This is a genomic window from Citrobacter sp. R56 (genome assembly GCF_016811995.1).
Classification (GTDB): domain Bacteria; phylum Pseudomonadota; class Gammaproteobacteria; order Enterobacterales; family Enterobacteriaceae; genus Citrobacter_D; species Citrobacter_D enshiensis.
This window is the reverse complement of sequence record NZ_CP069159.1, coordinates 2,640,591-2,658,347: the sequence shown is the minus strand read 5'-3', so window position 1 is coordinate 2,658,347 and position 17,757 is coordinate 2,640,591. Positions and strand designations below refer to the sequence as shown.

Genomic DNA, 17,757 nt, shown 5'->3' with positions numbered 1-17,757 from the left:
TATTTTTTGTCAGTAAGAGGATGTTGGCTCGTGGCGCTCAGTGGTCGCCTTTGAGTATTGTCCCGGCGGGCAGCGTGGGCGTTGATACGGGCGCGCTCTCCTGCGTTTCGGGAAGACTACTTTCAATTTGATGGGCAGGGACGTGGGCATAGTCCTGCTTTAACCAGCGAATAAAGCCAAAGACCTTCACCAGTAAGATGGCGAGGAACGGAAGCGCTGTCAGTACCACGGTAGTTTTCATTGTTTCCAGCGAGGCGCCGGTAAACAAAATCGACAGCGGAATCAGGGTAATGACCACACACCAGAAGAGACGCAGTCCACGCTCAGGATCTTCACCTTCCTGTAGGTTTCGCGTGCTGGTCGCCGCCATGGTATAGGCCACCGCATCCATGTGGGATGCGAGGAAAATAATCATCACCGCCAGATACGCCGCCAGGAACAGCTTACCGGCCGGGAGCGACATCAATACTTGCTGCACGGCGGTTTCGCCACCCAGCGTTTGCATAATCTGCGGAACGTTGATCACACCGTTAATAAACTGATGGATGGCATAACTTTCCATCACGCCGAAGAAGAACCAGCAGCCGACGGTGCTGCCGAGGATCAACGCCCAGATGACCTCTTTAATCTTACGACCACGCGACACGCGGGTCACGAACATCGCCACACCTGGGGTATAAGAGATCCACCACAGCCAGTAAAAGACGGTCCAGTTGCGGGTAAACGAGCCGTCGCCAAGCGGGTCAGTGAACAGACTCATTTGCAGGAAATTCTGCGTGGTCAGGCCAATGGCGTTGATGATGCTGTTGGTAATAAACTCGGTTGGGCCAACGATGAGCACCAGCAGCGGCAGCAAAAATGCGCCCCAGCCGACCATTTTGCTCAAACGTTGCAGGCCGTTGTTGATACCAATCCAGGAGCTAAGGCAGAAAATACCGCCGGAAAGCAGGATAACGAAAGCCTGCACCATGAAGTTATCCGGTAATCCGGTCAGCGCAGACAACCCGCGAGTAAAGGTGGCGGCGGTGACGACCAGAGAGATGGTCAATGCGCCGACGGTGGCGATCAGGAACATCAGGTCGACCAGACGGCCCCAGACGCCTTGCGGATGTACGCCAGTGATGGCGGCAATAATCCCCGAGAGGCTTAATCCTTTATTTTTACGCACATGGAAATGGTAGGCCATGATTAACGAGGCCAGGGTGTAGGTTGCCCACGCGCTGATCCCCCAGTGGAAGAAGGAGTAGGGGATGCTAAATTCGAGGGCTTTTTGCGAGTTCGGCGCGATATTCAGACCCGGAGTCTGGTAGTAATACGCCCATTCCGCAACGCCCCAGTAAAGCGTGGAAGAACCTAATCCGGCGCAGATAAACATGAATAACCAGGAAAGGGTGCTGTACTCCGGTTTTCCTTCCCCCAGGCGAATATTGCCGTATTTACTGGTCGCCAGATAAATGACCAGTCCCATTGCCAATAGTACCAGGACCTGAACCGCGGAACCGAGCATCCGGGTAACGCCGTTAAAAATGGTGTTTGCTGCTTGCGCAGACTGCTGGGGGAAGAGGCTTAATGTTGCTGCGATAAAAAGGATGGCCAGTAAGCTGATGGCAATCAGCGGCACATCTTTTTTCTTTTTTACATTGCTCAACATGGGTGATCTCCTGGGCGTCGTCGCCCGTATTTGGCATTGGCCTGTAGTTGTAATCACGCTGTAGGGTCAAGACTTGTTACTGCCGTATTAACAATTTAATTATTTAGTTGTTACATGAATTAAACAATTAGCGGATGCGTGAAGCAATAAAACACGGAACGGAAATAATAAAAGGTGAAATGGCGCAGGAATTTACCGGGGAGAATGAATAAAAAAAGCCGCGTCAGTGACGCGGCTCTTATTCTGTGGTTTGACCTCAACGCAGGATAGCCTGACAAATGGCATCACCCACCTGTTGCGTGGAGGCAACGCCTTTCATATCGGGCGTTTTAGGCCCGCTGGCAATCACCTGCTCAATGGCCGCCAGAATGGCATTGTGTGCATTATGGAAACGCTCATCACCATTACCGAGGAAATCCAGCATCATGGCGCCAGCCCAAATGGTCGCAATGGGGTTGGCGATGTTTTTACCGTAGATGTCCGGCGCTGAGCCGTGTACCGGCTCGAACAGTGACGGGAAAGTGCGCTCAGGATTGAGGTTGGCAGAGGGCGCAATGCCGATGGTTCCGGTACAGGCCGGACCCAGATCGGACAGGATGTCGCCGAACAGGTTAGAGGCGACCACCACGTCAAAGCGTTCTGGCTGTAAAACGAAGCGGGCGCACAGTACATCGATGTGCTGCTTATCCCAGCGGATCTGCGGGTATTGCGTGGCCATCGCCTCAACACGTTCATCCCAGTACGGCATGCTGATGGCAAGACCGTTAGATTTGGTGGCAGAGGTGAGCGTTTTGCGTGGGCGGCTCTGCGCCAGCTCAAAGGCGTAACGCAGAATGCGATCCACGCCGCGACGGGTAAACACGGACTCCTGGATAACTAGTTCATGCTCGGTCCCGGCGTTGACGCGTCCGCCCAGCGAAGAATATTCACCTTCGGTATTTTCGCGCACTACGTAAAAATCAATATCACCCGCCTGTTTTCCGGCCAGCGGACACGGAACCCCAGGGAAGAGACGTACCGGGCGCAGATTGACGTACTGATCAAACTCGCGGCGGAATTTCAGCAGTGAACCCCACAATGAGACGTGGTCAGGCACCGTTTCCGGCCAGCCGACGGCGCCAAAATAGATGGCATCATAGGACTTAAGTTGCTCGTGCCAGTCATCAGGCATCATCTTTCCGTGATGGGTATAGTACTCACAGCTGGCCCATTCGATCGGCTCAAAGCTCAGGGACAAGTCCCAGCGCTCAGCGGCGGCCTGCAAGACACGAATACCTTCAGGCAGAACTTCTTTCCCAATACCGTCTCCGGGAATTGCGGCAATACGATAGGTTTTCTTCATACCAGCTCTCACTTATCAGCAACCAAAATTGACTTCCCCTTTATCCTATAATTGACTGATTGATAGTTAATCCCCCTAACTGGTGAAACATAAAACACAGATCATGAATAATCTGCCGCTGCTGAATGATTTACGCGTCTTTATGCTGGTTGCCCGCCGTGCCGGATTTGCCGCCGTGGCGGAAGAGCTGGGCGTTTCCCCTGCGTTTATCAGCAAGCGCGTCGCGCTGCTGGAACAGACGCTGAACGTCGTGTTATTACACCGAACCACCCGGCGGGTCACCATCACTGAAGAGGGGGAGCGCATCTACGAATGGGCGCAGCGCATTTTGCAGGATGTGGATCAGATGATGGATGAACTGTCCGACGTGCGGCAGGTGCCGCAGGGCATGCTACGGGTAATCAGCAGTTTTGGTTTTGGACGCAGGGTTGTCGCCCCGGCGCTCTCCGCCCTGGCAAAACAGTATCCGCAACTGGAAGTGCGCTTTGACGTTGAAGACCGATTGGTGGATCTGGTCAATGAAGGGGTCGATCTCGATATTCGCATTGGGGATGATATTGCCCCGAATTTGATAGCCCGCAAACTGGCCACCAACTATCGGGTTTTATGCGCATCGCCAGAATTTCTGACACAGCACGGTACGCCGAAACAACTTTCTGAGCTGGCAACATATCCATGTCTGGTCATTAAGGAGCGTGACCATCCGTTTGGGATATGGCAATTACGCAACAAAGAGGGCGTTCACTCGATCAAAGTGACTGGCGCGTTGTCATCCAACCACGGCGAGATTGTGCATCAGTGGTGTCTGGATGGGCAGGGGATTGCGCTACGTTCATGGTGGGATGTGTGCGACAACATTGCCAGTGGTCATCTGGTACACGTGTTGCCGGAGTATTATCAGCCCGCCAATATCTGGGCTGTTTATGTATCTCGTCTTGCGACTTCGGCAAAAATCCGTATTACGGTCGAGTTTTTACGCGGTTATTTTCAGGAGCGTTATCCAAAGTTTAAACTGGAATAAACGTGACGCGCTGATTTTTTGGCAGGCCATCGAAAATAAAAAAGGCAGAATTATCTGCCTTCTATAATACATGCGCTATTTGTGCAGAACGTTATCGGGACTCTTCTGCTTCTGGTAACGTCACGTTAAGTTCGAGGATAGAAATATCGCCGTCTTTTTGTTCAAGCTGCACGGTGACCATTTCCGGATCTATTTGCACATATTTGCAGATAACCTCGAGAATATCCTTTCTCAGCTGCGGTAAATAATGCGGCTCGGCGTCACTGCGACGGCGCTCCGCGACAATAATTTGCAGTCGCTCTTTTGCGATGTTAGCTGTACTCTTTTTCCGCGAGAGAAAAAAATCCAGTAATGCCATAACTTATCCTCCGAACAGGCGTTTGAGGAAACCTTTCTTCTCTTCTTCAATGAAGCGGAAAGGACGATCTTCTCCCAACAGACGTTCCACAGTATCTGCATACGCTTTGCCTGCATCCGCGTTGATATCGAGGATGACCGGCTCGCCCTGGTTAGATGCACGTAATACGGATTGGTCTTCCGGGATGACGCCCACCAGTTTGATACGCAGGATCTCAAGCACGTCTTCCATGCTGAGCATATCGCCTTTGTTGACGCGGCCTGGGTTGTAGCGCGTTAACAGCAGGTGTTCTTTGATTGGATCTTCACCATTCTCTGCACGACGTGATTTTGAGGCCAGAATGCCCAGAATACGGTCAGAGTCACGTACCGAGGAGACTTCCGGGTTGGTGGTGATAATCGCTTCATCGGCAAAATAGAGCGCCATCAGCGCGCCGGTTTCAATACCTGCCGGAGAGTCGCAGACGATGAAATCAAAATCCATCGTTTTCAGATCATCAAGCACTTTCGCTACGCCTTCACGGGTCAGTGCATCTTTATCGCGGGTTTGTGATGCCGGAAGAATGAAGAGATTTTCAGTACGTTTATCTTTGATTAACGCCTGATTGAGTGACGCATCGCCCTGAATCACGTTCACGAAATCGTAAACGACGCGACGTTCACATCCCATGATCAGGTCGAGGTTACGCAGGCCGATATCAAAATCAATAACGACAGTTTTCTTTCCCTTCTGGGCCAAACCTGTAGCGATGGCCGCGCTGGAGGTGGTCTTGCCAACGCCCCCTTTACCCGAAGTAACAACAATAATGCGTGCCATAGAAATTCCTTGTTAAAAGGGATCAATTCAACGGTTGAACTGTCAAAGCGTTCTCTGCCAGTTGCAGACGTGCCGCTTTGCCATAAAATTCTGCTGGGATTTTATCACTCAGCCAATAAACACCTGCGATAGACACCAGTTCTGCCGTCAGATGCGTACAAAAAATTTGCGCTTCCCGATCGCCGTTTGCGCCTGCCAGCGCGCGGCCTCTCATCATACCGTAAACGTGAATATTGCCGTCGGCAATCAACTCCGCGCCAGCACTGACGTGACTTGTAACAATCAGATCACATTGTGGAGCATAAATACGCTGGCCGGAACGAACCGGTACATCAATTAATCGCGTTTTTGTGATAGGAGTAACGTTTTGCGGTGGGGGAACGGGCGCAGCGACTTCAACGGGAGCGGAACGAACCACTTTCTCTTTACCCTCGGTCAGTAAAGGGAGGCCCATCCCGTCGATTTCCGCTTTCAGTCGGGCATCTTTGCATCCGCTAACCCCGACAATACGCAGACCGGTGGACGCAACAACCTTTTGTAGAACCGGCCAGTTTACCGGGCTTTCAAGGCCGCTGACATTAACCACGACAGGAGCATGTTTTAAAAAAGCAGGTGCCTGCGCGATTTTGTCTTCTAACGCCTGACGAATAACCTCGGGTTCTGCTTCATGCAAATGAACCACTGATAAGGTGAAGCTACTGCCTTTAAGCTCGATTGGCGTGTTTGACATCCTGGCCTTACTCAATTTGCTATTTATCATCTCCAGTGCGGAGTGATATTCCGAAGTCCAGAAGGCATGTTATAGTCAGTATTATATTGAGGCAAGTCACCATCCCGTTAATTCATAATAAAAGTCTACTTATCTTAAATAGAGTTAACTCACCGTTTTTCAAAAAAACCTTTATCTGTCAATGTGATGCTGCATTTTTCAATTCCCCTCTCATATCAAGCTCATTTTCATGTGCCAAAAACGTGACAGAACCTACGAATTTGTTTAAATGTTCGGCACCCAGGGAAGTGTATTTTTTCACCATTTCCAGCGTTTGCTATCCGCCCATTTCTTTTAACATCACTAACGGGGTTCCGTTCTGAAGATGCCAACTTACCCAAGCGGGTCTTAGGTCATTAAAACGGAAGTAGGAGATCTTTGCTTTTTTTCGTTGCCTGACTGAAGTCATCACGGTCAACATCTGATACCAGGGGTCGCTTATAGCCAGTTCAAACGCAAAGCCGATAACCTAATCACCAGATTCAACGCGGCAGGCGAGCGCGCCACTATCGTCGACATGGAAACCCGACAGTGCGACGTTTACGGTGGATGCGGTTCTGGCGGCTGCCATAGGTAGACACAAGGAAGCGAGATTGAGGCGTTCATGTGCCACATGCAGCTCCACCAGTGTGAAAACCAGCAGAAGCTATACTGGCAAGCAATGCAATCGCAACCACCAGGCTCGGTGCCACTTCCGGGTGATGACGATCCTCTTCAAAGGAATGTGACAGGTTTGTGCCACAGGACAGACAAAAATAGTGACGGGATGCGAAAATCTGCACCTCAAAACTGAGGCAGCTGGCTTGTGGGGCGGGTTTGATTGATGTTAGCGTATGTCGAAATTACGCATTAAAAAGAGTAAATGTATGTTTTGTGTGATCTACAGAAGTACTAAGCGTGACCAGACCTATTTATATGTCGAAAAAAAAGACGATTTCTCACGGGTTCCTGAAGAACTGCTGAAGGGATTCGGTCAGCCACAGCTTGCGATGATCCTGCCTCTCGATGGGCGTAAAAAACTCGCTAACGCCGATCTTGATAAAGTAAAACAGGCGCTTGCTGAACAGGGCTATTATTTACAACTGCCGCCGCCGCCGGAAAATTTACTGAAACAGCATCTTTCGGTAGCCGGAGAAAATAAATCAGACGCTAAACGTTAAACTGTATCCGGCCGCGTCATACCTCGTCGATGCAGTTCCTGAAGTCCACGATTACGTTAGGGGAAAATAATGTATCAACACCATAATTGGCAAGGTGCTCTGCTTGATTACCCAGTGAGTAAAGTGGTTTGCGTAGGCAGTAATTATGCAAAGCATATTAAGGAGATGGGCAGCGCGACGCCGGAAGAACCGGTACTTTTCATTAAACCAGAAACCGCATTGTGTGATTTGCGCCAGCCGCTGGCGATCCCTGCAAACATGGGGTCTGTGCACCACGAAGTCGAACTGGCGGTATTGATTGGCGCGACGCTACGACAGGCAACGGAAGATCATGTGCGTAAAGCCATTGCCGGTTACGGTGTCGCGCTTGATCTCACGTTGCGTGATATTCAGGGGAAAATGAAAAAGGCCGGGCAACCCTGGGAGAAAGCGAAGGGATTTGATAACTCATGCCCGCTGTCCGGGTTTATTCCGGTGGCCGAGTTTAAGGATGACCCGCAGAACACCATGCTCAGCCTGAGCATTAACGGCGAAATGCGTCAGCACGGCACGACGGCGGATATGATCCACCCGATTATTCCGCTGATTGCCTATATGAGTAAATTTTTCACGCTGAAAGCCGGTGATGTGGTGCTGACCGGCACGCCGGAAGGGGTGGGACCGTTACACAGTGGTGATGAGCTGACCGTCAGTTTTAATGGTCAAACGCTGACCACCCGGGTGTTGTAATCTCTGCTTGCCGCCTTTTTGGGCGGCAAAACTTGCATCAGCCTGCCAGACTGGTTATAAGGTGCAGCTTTATTGCAATGGCGGATACCCGAATGAACGACTTACCTTTCTGGCAACGTAAATCCCTGGACGACATGACCGATGCTGAGTGGGAGTCGTTATGCGATGGCTGTGGTCAATGCTGCCTGCATAAATTAATGGATGAAGACACCGATGAAATTTATTTCACCAACGTCGCCTGCCGTCAGCTAAACATCAAAACCTGCCAGTGTCGTAACTACGAACGTCGTTTCGAGTACGAACCCGATTGCATCAAACTTACCCGCGATAATCTTCCGACCTTTGAATGGTTGCCAATGACCTGCGCCTATCGGTTATTGGCCGAAGGGAAGGGATTACCGGACTGGCACCCGCTGGTGGCCGGTTCAAAATCCGCCATGCACGGTGAGCGTATTTCTGTGCGCCATATTGCGGTGAAAGAGTCCGAAGTTTTGGACTGGCAGGATCATATCCTCAACAAACCCGAATGGGCTCAGTAAGTTGTTGAGGTAAAAGGCGTTATTGCTTGCTGTTTTGTGCGTGGGGCGCAGATGGGGCATCATCGCCTAAATCTGCGTTCAGCAGTTGATTGGTATTATTGTCTGTCATCCATTGCCCATCTCGCTGTACATCCTCAGTGCCGAAGTGTGTCTCGATTGATATGATTTTCTCGCTGTGACGACTCCCCGCCCGCATTGGGCGAGGAGCGACGGGTCACGGGTTAATAACCAGCAGCTGTCAGTTCAGGTCTGAGCGAATACATTTTATTTGTTTTGCTTACTCTTGCCTTTGCCTTTTGTGGAGTCAGCATCATAGTGCTCGACCTTGACGTTATAGTCATCATCGTCATCATATTTGTTCTTGTTTTTGTCGTGCCCCTTGCCAGGGTTGTTGTCGCCGTGGACGCTGCGGTTCTCTTTGTTCTTGCCGTCGCTACAACCGTCGCTGGTCACTTTGACGCCGCCGATGGTGACTGATGAGCACTCATTCTTGTGCTTATTTTTCCACTCATTGATCTCGTCTTCTCGATCCATACTGACCCGAATACCATCGGAATTGATGCTGACGTCTGCCAGGGCAGGCGCTGTCATCAGTAGGGAGAGCAGCAGTGCAGTATTTTTCATTAATAACCTCAAATAATGGGCTCATGCATAGCGCATGAGCCTGTTCAAACAGACATCATAGATAAATAAAAACGCGTACCTCTGTTGTTCTCAAACAGCGGTACGCGTGGAGATTTGCCGATGATTGCCCAGCAATGCACGCGGGTCAAGGTAGCACAGCACGATCGGCAACTTCCTCCCAATCGGTCACTCTACGTACTCTCATTTTTTACTGCTGCCGGGCCTCAATAAACCCGAATGGGCACCGTTAGTGCCTGAAGTAAAAGGTATTTTCGCTTACCCGTTAGCCCGTATAATAAGGTCATTATTAATTGTTTAATGAGGCGCAATGAATCACCTGATCTATTACGTATTCTGCGGAATAGCGGCACTCCTCCTGCTCGGTGTGCAGTCATTTTTCGGTATCCTGCTGATAACACCGCGAGAGGTGGGAGGGACATTATTTGGCGGAATGTTTTTGGTCCTGATGTGTTTAGGCGGTTGGCTGCTGACCACCGCTGGTTTGGTCGCGACCATCCTGACCCGCTTTGCAGGGGCCAGAGTGGCGTTATTGTGCGCCAGTGCCATTCAGGTGATTGCCGGTATCGGGTCACTGCTCAACTATCCGGATGATGCAGACGGCAATCTCATCTTCAGTCCTGCCCCAAATGAAATTTACTGGATGATAGCCGTTGCCGGATTGCTTTTAATCAGCAGCGTTTACCTTATCGCACTGGGGCATCTGCGGCCCAAAAATGGCCGGTTTTAATGGTTATATTTTGTGGCAATTTATTTTCATAGAGGATTGAAGAGGTAAGATAAAAACGGCAAAAGCCAGCACTTTCCATCAAGCAAAAAAATATGTCTTAAACCTATAATTTTAGAACGTCGTAGAGGCGTGATGAATATTTAGAGGGTTGATAATGAAGAAGTTTGCGTTGATGCTGCTGGCTGCCACGTCCCTGATGACCATTGTTCCCGCGCAGGCTGAAACCCAGCAGGCTGGTGAGCGCCGTGATGCCAGGGAAGTTCGCCAGGATACGCGTCAGGAATCCCGTGAAATTAAGCAGGAATGCCGTAATGGTGTTGTCGGTAATGCTGATTGCCGCCAGGATCATCGCCAGAATAAACAGGAAGGGCGCGATCAGGCTCGTGATATCAAGTACTAAGTGATGTGCAAGAAAACCCGACGTTAGTCGGGTTGAATCTTATCTTGCCCAGTCTGTTTTAGCGTTAATCGCTGATTCTGAGATGATGTTCGTTGTCATCACACTCAGCGCTCCACAAGAGCGTTTTATGTTATCGACCGAACAGATCGCGCTTTTTAGGCTTAAACGGCTGGGCAATGACCACCAGAACGGCCACGACGAGATACGCGGCAAAAATCCCCAATAGCCACTGCGGCATTTCCAGCGTCAAAAACTCCCACTGACGCTGTGCGCAATCACCATAAGCGACGAACACCTGCGGCAGCCATTTGTCCAGAGGCAGCCAGCTCGGGAAACGCGCCATAAAATCACAGGTCATGAATGGCGAAGGATGAAGTTGGATCATGGTGTGTTCATACGCCAGCTGCAGGCCGCGCCATGCGCTGTAAATCCAAATCACCAGTGCCACATAGCGTAACGGTGTTTTCGGCGCAATCGCGCCAACCAGACCCGCACCCATAATGCCGAATAACGCGCAACGTTCATAAATGCACAGGACGCAAGGCTTAAGCAGCATGACATGCTGGAACCATAGCGCCACCATTTCAAGCGCCAGTGCGGTTAACGCCATCAGTAACCATGCGCCCCGACCCCGTGAGCACTGGTTCAAAAATCGTAACATAATAATTTCCCTGCAACATGCGTAGAGTCGGCAGTGTAAACCAATTCAATTTTCACGCCACTAGCGGAAAATGAAATAAAGTGTAATTGGATAATTATCATGCAAAAAGTGAAACCGAGCAGTGATTTGCTCGGTTTATTGTTATTAAAGTGTAGCCAACCAGCCTAATTGCGTCATCCATTCTGTTACTGGCGTTAACGTATATTCAATGCAGAATAAACCGACCAGGGTCAGTACTATCGTATACGGCAGCGCCATCCAGACCATCCGGCCATAGGAAAGACGAATGAGGGGAGCCAGTGCCGAGGTCAGCAGGAACAAAAATGCCGCCTGGCCATTCGGTGTCGCAACAGAAGGCAGGTTGGTGCCGGTATTGATGGCGACGGCCAGTAACTCATACTGATTCAAGCTAACAATGCCACTTTCCATTGCCGCTTTGGCTTCGTTGATATAAATCGTTCCCACAAAGACGTTATCGGAAATAGAAGAAAGCAGCCCGTTGAAAAGGTAGAACAGCCTTAATTGCGTATGCTCAGGCGCCTGTAAAACGAACTGAATGATCGGGGCGAACAGGTGCTGATCGATAATGACCGCGACTACCGCAAAGAATACGGTCAGCAGTGCGGTAAACGGCAGCGACTCGGTGAACGCTTTACCAATGGCATGTTCATCGGTGACGCCGGTCAGCGAAGTCGCCAGGATAATAACCGACAGACCAATTAATCCCACTTCCGCCAGATGCAATGCCAGTGCGATAACCAACCAGATACCGATAATGGTTTGTACAATCAGGTTGAGCTTATCCTGACGAGTACGTTGCTTGCGACTTTGATCGTCAAACTCTTGCAGGATGCCGCGCACTTTTTCTGGCAAGGTTTCGCCGTAGCCAAACCAGCGCATTTTCTCTACCAGTGCGCAGGTTAATAAGCCGCAAAAGAGTACCGGTACGGTGACGGGCGACATGCGCAGGAAGAAGTCGCCAAAATGCCAGCCTGCGGCTTTGGCGATGATCAGGTTTTGCGGTTCGCCCACCATGGTCATCACGCCGCCTAATGCGGTGCCCACACCAGCGTGCATCATCAAACTGCGCAAGAATCCGCGAAACTGCTCCAGCACGGTTTTGTAGTGTTGGTCGATGTGGCTGTCGTCAAGCAGGTCGTTATCTTCCCCGCGTGCTGAGGCAACGCGGTGATAAATACCGTAAAAACCGACGGCAACGCTGATCACCACGGCCACCACGGTTAAGGCGTCGAGGAAGGCTGAGAGGAATGCCGCCGCAAGACAAAAGGCGAGCGACAGGATGGTTTTGGAGCGGATATTGAGCAACAGCCGGGTAAAAATGAACAGCAGAAGCTGCTTCATAAAATAGATACCCGCCACCATGAACATCAGCAGCAACAGTACCTCAAGATTGGCGGCAATCTCTTCACGGACGTGTGAGGCGCTGGTCATACCGATGATTACGGCTTCGATCGCCAGTAATCCACCGGGCAGCAGCGGGTAGCATTTCAGCGCCATTGCCAGCGTAAAAATAAACTCAGCGACCAACAACCACCCAGCAACAAACGGGTTGATGATAAATATCAGTGGGTTGACGATTAAGAAGATAATGAGTGCGAGTTTATACCAGTCTGGTGACTGGCCTAAGAAGTTGCGCCACAATGCGCGCCCCCAGGAGATCTCCATGCAGTTTCCCTTACCGTAAATTATGAAATGGCGTTTTTATGTAAGGCGCAAAGCTTACGGGCAGGGGCGCGCGCAGGCAAGTCCTTCTGCAAAGAGTGTGGAATCGGGAAATGCAGAAAATGAAGCCTTGATCCCTTTTTTCTTTATTTTGTCCGCTATCAGCCATGAAACCCGTCTGGTATGATGAGTGCAACTATGTTTTGCTGTGTAATGGAAATCTCACTATGGTCATTAAGGCGCAGAGCCCGGCGGGTTTCGCGGAAGAGTACATTATTGAAAGTATCTGGAATAACCGCTTCCCACCCGGCACTATCTTGCCTGCAGAACGTGAACTCTCCGAGCTTATCGGGGTAACGCGTACCACATTACGTGAAGTGTTGCAGCGTCTGGCGCGAGACGGTTGGTTGACCATTCAGCACGGCAAACCGACGAAGGTGAATAATTTCTGGGAAACGTCCGGACTTAATATTCTCGAGACGCTCGCGCGACTCGATCACGAGAGTGTCCCGCAGCTGATCGATAATTTGCTGTCGGTGCGTACCAACATTTCCACCATCTTTATCCGCACAGCGCTTCGTCAACATCCGGAGAAAGCACAAGAAGTGCTGGCGACGGCAAACGAAGTGGCCGATCACGCCGATGCGTTCGCCGATCTGGACTACAACATTTTCCGTGGTCTGGCGTTTGCCTCCGGTAACCCCATTTATGGTCTGATTATTAATGGGATGAAAGGGCTGTACACCCGCATTGGTCGTCACTATTTCGCGAATCCTGAAGCGCGCAGCCTGGCGCTGGCGTTTTACCACAAGCTGTCAACGCTGTGTGAGCAAGGCTCTCACGATCAGGTTTATGAAACGGTGCGTCGCTACGGTCATGACAGTGGTGAAATCTGGCATCGTATGCAGAAAAATCTGCCCGGTGATTTAGCGATTCAGGGTCGCTAAGCGGCTCTTCGAATCATCGGCGAAAAGAGTAAAAAGGCCCCTTCATGATGAAGGGGCCTTTTTTTACAGACTGTTCATGCGTGGAGGGCAACGCTCCAGAAGCTCGACGCTACCGTCCTCGTTTTGTTGTTCCAGCATCACATCAAACCCCCATAACCGATGCACATGTTTCAGGACCTCTTTACGCCCCTTGTCCAGCGGTGCACGGTTGTGCGGAATGTAGCGTAATGTCAGAGAGCGATCGCCCCGCAGGTCGACATTCCAGACCTGAATATTCGGCTCCAGATTGCTCAGGTTGTACTGCGAGGAGAGACGGTTGCGAATTTCGCGATACCCCTCTTCATTGTGAATCGCCGAAATCTCCAGGTAGTTGTGTCTGTCGTCGTCCAGCACGGTGAACAAGCGGAAATCACGCATCACTTTGGGCGACAGGAACTGACTGATAAAGCTCTCGTCTTTAAAGTCGCGCATCGCAAAATGGAGCGTTTCCAGCCAGTCGGAACCCGCGATGTCCGGGAACCAGTATTTGTCCTCTTCGGTGGGTGACTGACAAATACGTTTGATATCCTGGAACATGGCAAAGCCGAGCGCATAGGGGTTAATCCCGCTATACCACGGACTGTTGTACGGCGGCTGGAACACCACGTTGGTATGGCTGTGCAAAAATTCCAGCATAAACCGTTCGGTCACTTTGCCCTCATCGTACAGATGATTGAGGATGGTGTAATGCCAGAAGGTCGCCCAGCCTTCGTTCATCACCTGCGTCTGTTTCTGTGGGTAGAAATACTGGCTCACCTTACGCACGATACGCAGGATCTCACGCTGCCAGGATTCGAGCAGCGGGGCGTTTTTCTCCATAAAGTAGAGCAGGTTTTCCTGTGGCTCAGACGGATAACGACGCGCCTCGGCGATGGTTTTCTCTTCCTCGCGTTTCGGCAGGGTGCGCCACAGCATATTGACCTGACTTTGCAGATACTCTTCGCGGCTCTTCTGTCGGGCTTTTTCTTCCTGTAAGGAGATTTTTTGCGGTCGTTTGTAACGGTCGACGCCGTAGTTCATCAGTGCGTGACAAGAGTCGAGCAGTTTTTCCACCTCATCCACACCGTAGCGCTCTTCGCATTCGGTAATGTATTTCCGCGCGAAAATCAGGTAGTCGACAATCGAACTGGCGTCCGTCCAACTGCGGAACAGGTAGTTATTTTTGAAGAACGAGTTGTGCCCATAGCAGGCGTGCGCCATCACCAGCGCCTGCATGGTGATGGTGTTCTCTTCCATTAAATAGGCGATACACGGGTTAGAGTTAATCACGATTTCATAGGCTAACCCTTGCTGGCCATGTTTATACAGTCGCTCGGTTTCGATAAATTTTTTGCCAAACGACCAGTGAGGATAGTTGATCGGCATGCCGACGCTGGAGTAGGCATCCATCATCTGTTCGGAGGTGATCACCTCGATTTGGTGCGGGTAGGTGTCCAGTCTGTAGAGTTTCGCCACGCGGTCTATTTCCGCCAGATAGATATCCAGCAGATCAAACGTCCAGTCGGGTCCATCGCTCAAACGTGTGGTGTCCTTATTCATGGAATCAATCGTAGCCATTCGCGCACCCTCATTGTTAGCGGCGCTCTCTGTCTGGAGCACCTCATCTCAAGCATAGAACACCGTGTTAAAAAGCGTGCTGGTGAGGAAAATTTTTCTTTGCGATTTCACGTTATTGGGATGCCGTATAACGCAGGTGCTACAGCATTTTATGCTGGATAAAAATGACGCGCAGCAGGAGATCCCAAACCAGCAATATGCCTGACACAAGAGACATATGTGAGATACGTCACCATAAAAAAGCCATATGTTGAATAATATTTTCATCTGAGTTATCAAGATGTAATTAGATGATTGTTCTTTTACCTACTGTTAACGGAGTGGCTATGCGAGTTGTCATACTGGGAAGTGGCGTTGTCGGCGTGACCAGCGCCTGGTATCTGAGTCAGGCTGGACATGACGTGACCGTCATTGATCGCGAACCCGGCCCGGCGCTGGAAACCAGTGCTGCGAATGCGGGGCAAATCTCCCCGGGGTATGCGGCGCCGTGGGCGGCACCCGGTGTTCCATTGAAGGCAATTAAATGGATGTTCCAGCGGCACGCACCGCTGGCCGTTCGCCTTGACGGGACGCAATTTCAACTTAAATGGATGTGGCAAATGTTGCGTAACTGTGACACAAGCCATTACATGGAAAACAAGGGACGCATGGTGCGTCTGGCGGAATACAGCCGTGACTGTCTGAAAGCGCTGCGCGCATCAACCGGCATTCAGTATGAAGGCCGTCAGGGCGGAACCCTGCAGCTATTTCGCACCGAGCAGCAGTACGAAAACGCGACCCGTGATATTGCCGTGCTCGAAGACGCGGGCGTTCCGTATCAGTTGCTGGAGTCCAGCCGCCTGGCGGAAGTCGAACCGGCGCTGGCTGAAGTGGCGCACAAGCTGACCGGTGGCCTGCGGTTGCCGAATGATGAAACCGGCGATTGCCAGCTGTTTACCCAACATCTGGCGCTGATGGCGGAGCAGGCGGGCGTTAAATTCCGCTTCAACACGCCGGTGGAAAAGTTGCTTTATGAGGGCGAGCAGATTTATGGCGTGAAGTGCGGCGAGGAAATTATTAAGGCCGATGCGTATGTGATGGCGTTTGGCTCTTATTCGACGGCTATGCTGAAAGGGATTGTCGATATTCCTGTCTATCCGCTAAAAGGCTATTCGCTGACCATTCCGGTGGCGCAGGAGGATGGCGCGCCGGTGTCTACGATTCTCGATGAAACCTACAAAATTGCGATTACCCGTTTCGATAATCGCATCCGTGTGGGCGGGATGGCGGAAATTGTGGGCTTTAATACCGAACTGCTGCAGCCGCGTCGTGAAACGCTGGAGATGGTCGTGCGCGATCTCTTCCCACGCGGAGGACATGTTGAACAGGCCACGTTCTGGACCGGACTGCGCCCGATGACGCCAGACGGTACGCCAGTGGTGGGGCGTACCCACTTCAAAAATCTGTGGCTGAACACCGGACACGGCACGCTGGGGTGGACCATGGCCTGTGGGTCAGGGCAGTTGCTGAGCGACATTCTTTCCGGACGGACGCCGGCTATCCCTTACGATGACCTGAGTGTTGCGCGTTACCAACCGGGATTTACCCCCTCACGTCCACGACATTTGCATGGCGCACATAGCTAATAAGGAATCCGGATGACTCGTCCTATACTGGCCAGCCTTGACCTGCAGGCGATGAAACAAAACCTGGGGATTGCGCGCCAGGCAGCACCGAACTCCCGTATCTGGTCGGTGGTAAAGGCCAATGCGTATGGGCATGGCATTGATCGCGTCTGGTCGGCTTTGGGCGCGACTGACGGCTTTGCCCTGCTCAATCTGGAGGAAGCGGTCACCCTGCGGGAACGCGGCTGGAAGGGGCCAATTCTGATGCTGGAAGGCTTTTTCCACGCAGAGGATCTGGCGTTGTACGACAAATATCGTCTGACAACCAGCGTGCACAGCAACTGGCAGCTAAAAGCGCTACAGAATGCCCGATTAAACGCGCCGCTGGATGTCTATCTGAAGGTCAATACCGGCATGAACCGATTGGGATTCCTGCCGGAAAGAGTGCAAACCGTTTGGCAGCAACTGCGTGCGTTGCCGAATGTCGGCGAACTGACGCTGATGTCGCACTTTGCGGATGCCGAGCATCCGGACGGCATCCGTGACGCCATGGCCCGGGTATCTCAGGCCACGGAAGGACTGGAATGTCGTCGCTCGTTGTCAAACTCGGCGGCCACGCTATGGCATCCTGAGGCCCATTTTGACTGGGTGCGCCCGGGTATCATTCTGTATGGCGCATCACCGTCAGGAAAGTGGCAGGATATCGCCAATACCGGGCTGAAGCCGGTGATGACCCTTCGCAGCGAAATCATTGGCGTACAGACCCTGAAAGCGGGCGACCGGGTGGGGTACGGCGGGCGCTATACCGCCCGTGGCGAACAACGCATTGGCATTGTCGCTGCCGGTTATGCGGACGGCTATCCGCGCCATGCGCCGAGCGGAACCCCCGTCCTCGTCGACGGTGTCCGTACCGGAACGGTGGGGACGGTATCGATGGATATGCTGGCGGTGGATCTGACGCCGTGTCCGCAGGCGGGGATTGGCACGCCGGTGGAGCTGTGGGGCAAAGAGGTGAAAATTGACGATGTCGCCTCTGCAGCAGGCACGGTAGGTTATGAGCTGATGTGCGCGTTAGCGTTACGCGTGCCAGTAGTGACAGTGTAACTTAA

The 17,757-nt window shown here is 51.6% G+C and carries 18 protein-coding genes; 9 read left to right on the top strand and 9 right to left on the bottom strand.

What is annotated here, in order from left to right; genetic code table 11:
• Positions 1 to 37 precede the first annotated feature (37 nt).
• Together JM656_RS12635 and JM656_RS12630 are read right to left on the bottom strand one after the other, a co-directional pair.
• Complete coding sequence (locus JM656_RS12635; protein WP_203358093.1) at positions 38 to 1,651, bottom strand: BCCT family transporter; 1,614 nt, start codon at positions 1,649 to 1,651, stop codon at positions 38 to 40.
• Between the two features lie 256 nt (positions 1,652 to 1,907).
• On the bottom strand, positions 1,908 to 2,993 hold the full coding sequence (locus JM656_RS12630; RefSeq protein ID WP_203358092.1) for a tartrate dehydrogenase: 1,086 nt from the start codon (positions 2,991 to 2,993) through the stop codon (positions 1,908 to 1,910).
• 103 nt (positions 2,994 to 3,096) lie between these two features.
• Between JM656_RS12630 and JM656_RS12625 the strand changes: the two genes are divergently transcribed.
• Entirely contained in the window at positions 3,097 to 4,014 is a 918-nt protein-coding gene (locus JM656_RS12625) for a LysR substrate-binding domain-containing protein (RefSeq protein ID WP_192611952.1), read from the top strand.
• Positions 4,015 to 4,105: 91 nt separating this feature from the next.
• On the opposite strand, the gene minE is transcribed toward JM656_RS12625, so the two are convergent.
• From minE to minC, 3 genes are read right to left on the bottom strand one after another with little or no spacing between them, the layout of a single operon-like run.
• Positions 4,106 to 4,372: a cell division topological specificity factor MinE gene (gene minE, locus JM656_RS12620; protein ID WP_003859937.1), complete on the bottom strand. Its 267-nt coding sequence runs from the start codon at positions 4,370 to 4,372 to the stop codon at positions 4,106 to 4,108.
• Between the two features lie 3 nt (positions 4,373 to 4,375).
• Complete coding sequence (minD, locus tag JM656_RS12615) at positions 4,376 to 5,188, bottom strand: septum site-determining protein MinD (protein ID WP_192611953.1); 813 nt, start codon at positions 5,186 to 5,188, stop codon at positions 4,376 to 4,378.
• Positions 5,189 to 5,210: 22 nt separating this feature from the next.
• Positions 5,211 to 5,918 (bottom strand): septum site-determining protein MinC, encoded by a 708-nt coding sequence (gene minC / locus JM656_RS12610; protein ID WP_203358091.1) that lies wholly within the window; start codon positions 5,916 to 5,918, stop codon positions 5,211 to 5,213.
• Between the two features lie 905 nt (positions 5,919 to 6,823).
• On the opposite strand from minC, the gene JM656_RS12605 reads away from it, so the two are divergent.
• The 3 genes from JM656_RS12605 (at position 6,824) to JM656_RS12595 (ending at position 8,385) form a co-directional block, all read left to right on the top strand.
• Entirely contained in the window at positions 6,824 to 7,117 is a 294-nt protein-coding gene (locus JM656_RS12605) for a YcgL domain-containing protein (RefSeq protein WP_192611955.1), read from the top strand.
• A 69-nt stretch (positions 7,118 to 7,186) separates the two neighbouring features.
• On the top strand, positions 7,187 to 7,846 hold the full coding sequence (locus JM656_RS12600; RefSeq protein WP_203358090.1) for a fumarylacetoacetate hydrolase family protein: 660 nt from the start codon (positions 7,187 to 7,189) through the stop codon (positions 7,844 to 7,846).
• A gap of 92 nt (positions 7,847 to 7,938) precedes the next feature.
• Complete coding sequence (locus JM656_RS12595; protein ID WP_203358089.1) at positions 7,939 to 8,385, top strand: YcgN family cysteine cluster protein; 447 nt, start codon at positions 7,939 to 7,941, stop codon at positions 8,383 to 8,385.
• Positions 8,386 to 8,649: 264 nt separating this feature from the next.
• Here JM656_RS12595 and JM656_RS12590 read toward each other — a convergent pair whose 3' ends face one another.
• The gene (locus tag JM656_RS12590) at positions 8,650 to 9,009 is read right to left on the bottom strand and encodes a hypothetical protein (RefSeq protein ID WP_203358088.1); all 360 of its coding nucleotides are present in this window, start codon (positions 9,007 to 9,009) and stop codon (positions 8,650 to 8,652) included.
• A gap of 328 nt (positions 9,010 to 9,337) precedes the next feature.
• Here JM656_RS12590 and JM656_RS12585 point away from each other — a divergent pair, with 328 nt between their 5' ends.
• Positions 9,338 to 9,757 (top strand): hypothetical protein, encoded by a 420-nt coding sequence (locus JM656_RS12585; RefSeq protein ID WP_203358087.1) that lies wholly within the window; start codon positions 9,338 to 9,340, stop codon positions 9,755 to 9,757.
• 154 nt (positions 9,758 to 9,911) lie between these two features.
• Positions 9,912 to 10,157 (top strand): hypothetical protein, encoded by a 246-nt coding sequence (locus JM656_RS12580; protein ID WP_162383724.1) that lies wholly within the window; start codon positions 9,912 to 9,914, stop codon positions 10,155 to 10,157.
• A gap of 130 nt (positions 10,158 to 10,287) precedes the next feature.
• On the opposite strand, the gene dsbB is transcribed toward JM656_RS12580, so the two are convergent.
• Complete coding sequence (gene dsbB, locus JM656_RS12575) at positions 10,288 to 10,818, bottom strand: disulfide bond formation protein DsbB (protein WP_203358086.1); 531 nt, start codon at positions 10,816 to 10,818, stop codon at positions 10,288 to 10,290.
• A 144-nt stretch (positions 10,819 to 10,962) separates the two neighbouring features.
• Complete coding sequence (nhaB, locus tag JM656_RS12570; RefSeq protein ID WP_203358085.1) at positions 10,963 to 12,504, bottom strand: Na(+)/H(+) antiporter NhaB; 1,542 nt, start codon at positions 12,502 to 12,504, stop codon at positions 10,963 to 10,965.
• A 224-nt stretch (positions 12,505 to 12,728) separates the two neighbouring features.
• Between nhaB and fadR the strand changes: the two genes are divergently transcribed.
• Positions 12,729 to 13,448, top strand: a complete 720-nt coding sequence (gene fadR, locus JM656_RS12565) for a fatty acid metabolism transcriptional regulator FadR (protein WP_203358084.1) — start codon at positions 12,729 to 12,731, stop codon at positions 13,446 to 13,448.
• A 63-nt stretch (positions 13,449 to 13,511) separates the two neighbouring features.
• Here the strand turns inward: fadR and JM656_RS12560 are convergent, their stop codons facing one another.
• A complete protein-coding gene (locus JM656_RS12560) occupies positions 13,512 to 15,044 on the bottom strand; it encodes a SpoVR family protein (RefSeq protein ID WP_203358083.1) in 1,533 nt (510 codons plus the stop codon).
• Positions 15,045 to 15,370: 326 nt separating this feature from the next.
• Between JM656_RS12560 and dadA the strand changes: the two genes are divergently transcribed.
• Together dadA and dadX are read left to right on the top strand one after the other, a co-directional pair.
• Positions 15,371 to 16,669: a D-amino acid dehydrogenase gene (gene dadA / locus JM656_RS12555; protein ID WP_238929144.1), complete on the top strand. Its 1,299-nt coding sequence runs from the start codon at positions 15,371 to 15,373 to the stop codon at positions 16,667 to 16,669.
• A 12-nt stretch (positions 16,670 to 16,681) separates the two neighbouring features.
• A complete protein-coding gene (gene dadX, locus JM656_RS12550) occupies positions 16,682 to 17,752 on the top strand; it encodes a catabolic alanine racemase DadX (protein ID WP_203358081.1) in 1,071 nt (356 codons plus the stop codon).
• Positions 17,753 to 17,757 lie beyond the last annotated feature (5 nt).

Coding starts and splice junctions, on each gene's coding strand:
- JM656_RS12635 (WP_203358093.1), bottom strand. CDS start 1,651: ATGTTGAGCAATGTAAAAAAGAAAAAAGATGTGCCGCTGATTGCCATC.
- JM656_RS12630 (WP_203358092.1), bottom strand. CDS start 2,993: ATGAAGAAAACCTATCGTATTGCCGCAATTCCCGGAGACGGTATTGGG.
- JM656_RS12625 (WP_192611952.1), top strand. CDS start 3,097: ATGAATAATCTGCCGCTGCTGAATGATTTACGCGTCTTTATGCTGGTT.
- minE (WP_003859937.1), bottom strand. CDS start 4,372: ATGGCATTACTGGATTTTTTTCTCTCGCGGAAAAAGAGTACAGCTAAC.
- minD (WP_192611953.1), bottom strand. CDS start 5,188: ATGGCACGCATTATTGTTGTTACTTCGGGTAAAGGGGGCGTTGGCAAG.
- minC (WP_203358091.1), bottom strand. CDS start 5,918: ATGTCAAACACGCCAATCGAGCTTAAAGGCAGTAGCTTCACCTTATCA.
- JM656_RS12605 (WP_192611955.1), top strand. CDS start 6,824: ATGTTTTGTGTGATCTACAGAAGTACTAAGCGTGACCAGACCTATTTA.
- JM656_RS12600 (WP_203358090.1), top strand. CDS start 7,187: ATGTATCAACACCATAATTGGCAAGGTGCTCTGCTTGATTACCCAGTG.
- JM656_RS12595 (WP_203358089.1), top strand. CDS start 7,939: ATGAACGACTTACCTTTCTGGCAACGTAAATCCCTGGACGACATGACC.
- JM656_RS12590 (WP_203358088.1), bottom strand. CDS start 9,009: ATGAAAAATACTGCACTGCTGCTCTCCCTACTGATGACAGCGCCTGCC.
- JM656_RS12585 (WP_203358087.1), top strand. CDS start 9,338: ATGAATCACCTGATCTATTACGTATTCTGCGGAATAGCGGCACTCCTC.
- JM656_RS12580 (WP_162383724.1), top strand. CDS start 9,912: ATGAAGAAGTTTGCGTTGATGCTGCTGGCTGCCACGTCCCTGATGACC.
- dsbB (WP_203358086.1), bottom strand. CDS start 10,818: ATGTTACGATTTTTGAACCAGTGCTCACGGGGTCGGGGCGCATGGTTA.
- nhaB (WP_203358085.1), bottom strand. CDS start 12,504: ATGGAGATCTCCTGGGGGCGCGCATTGTGGCGCAACTTCTTAGGCCAG.
- fadR (WP_203358084.1), top strand. CDS start 12,729: ATGGTCATTAAGGCGCAGAGCCCGGCGGGTTTCGCGGAAGAGTACATT.
- JM656_RS12560 (WP_203358083.1), bottom strand. CDS start 15,044: ATGGCTACGATTGATTCCATGAATAAGGACACCACACGTTTGAGCGAT.
- dadA (WP_238929144.1), top strand. CDS start 15,371: ATGCGAGTTGTCATACTGGGAAGTGGCGTTGTCGGCGTGACCAGCGCC.
- dadX (WP_203358081.1), top strand. CDS start 16,682: ATGACTCGTCCTATACTGGCCAGCCTTGACCTGCAGGCGATGAAACAA.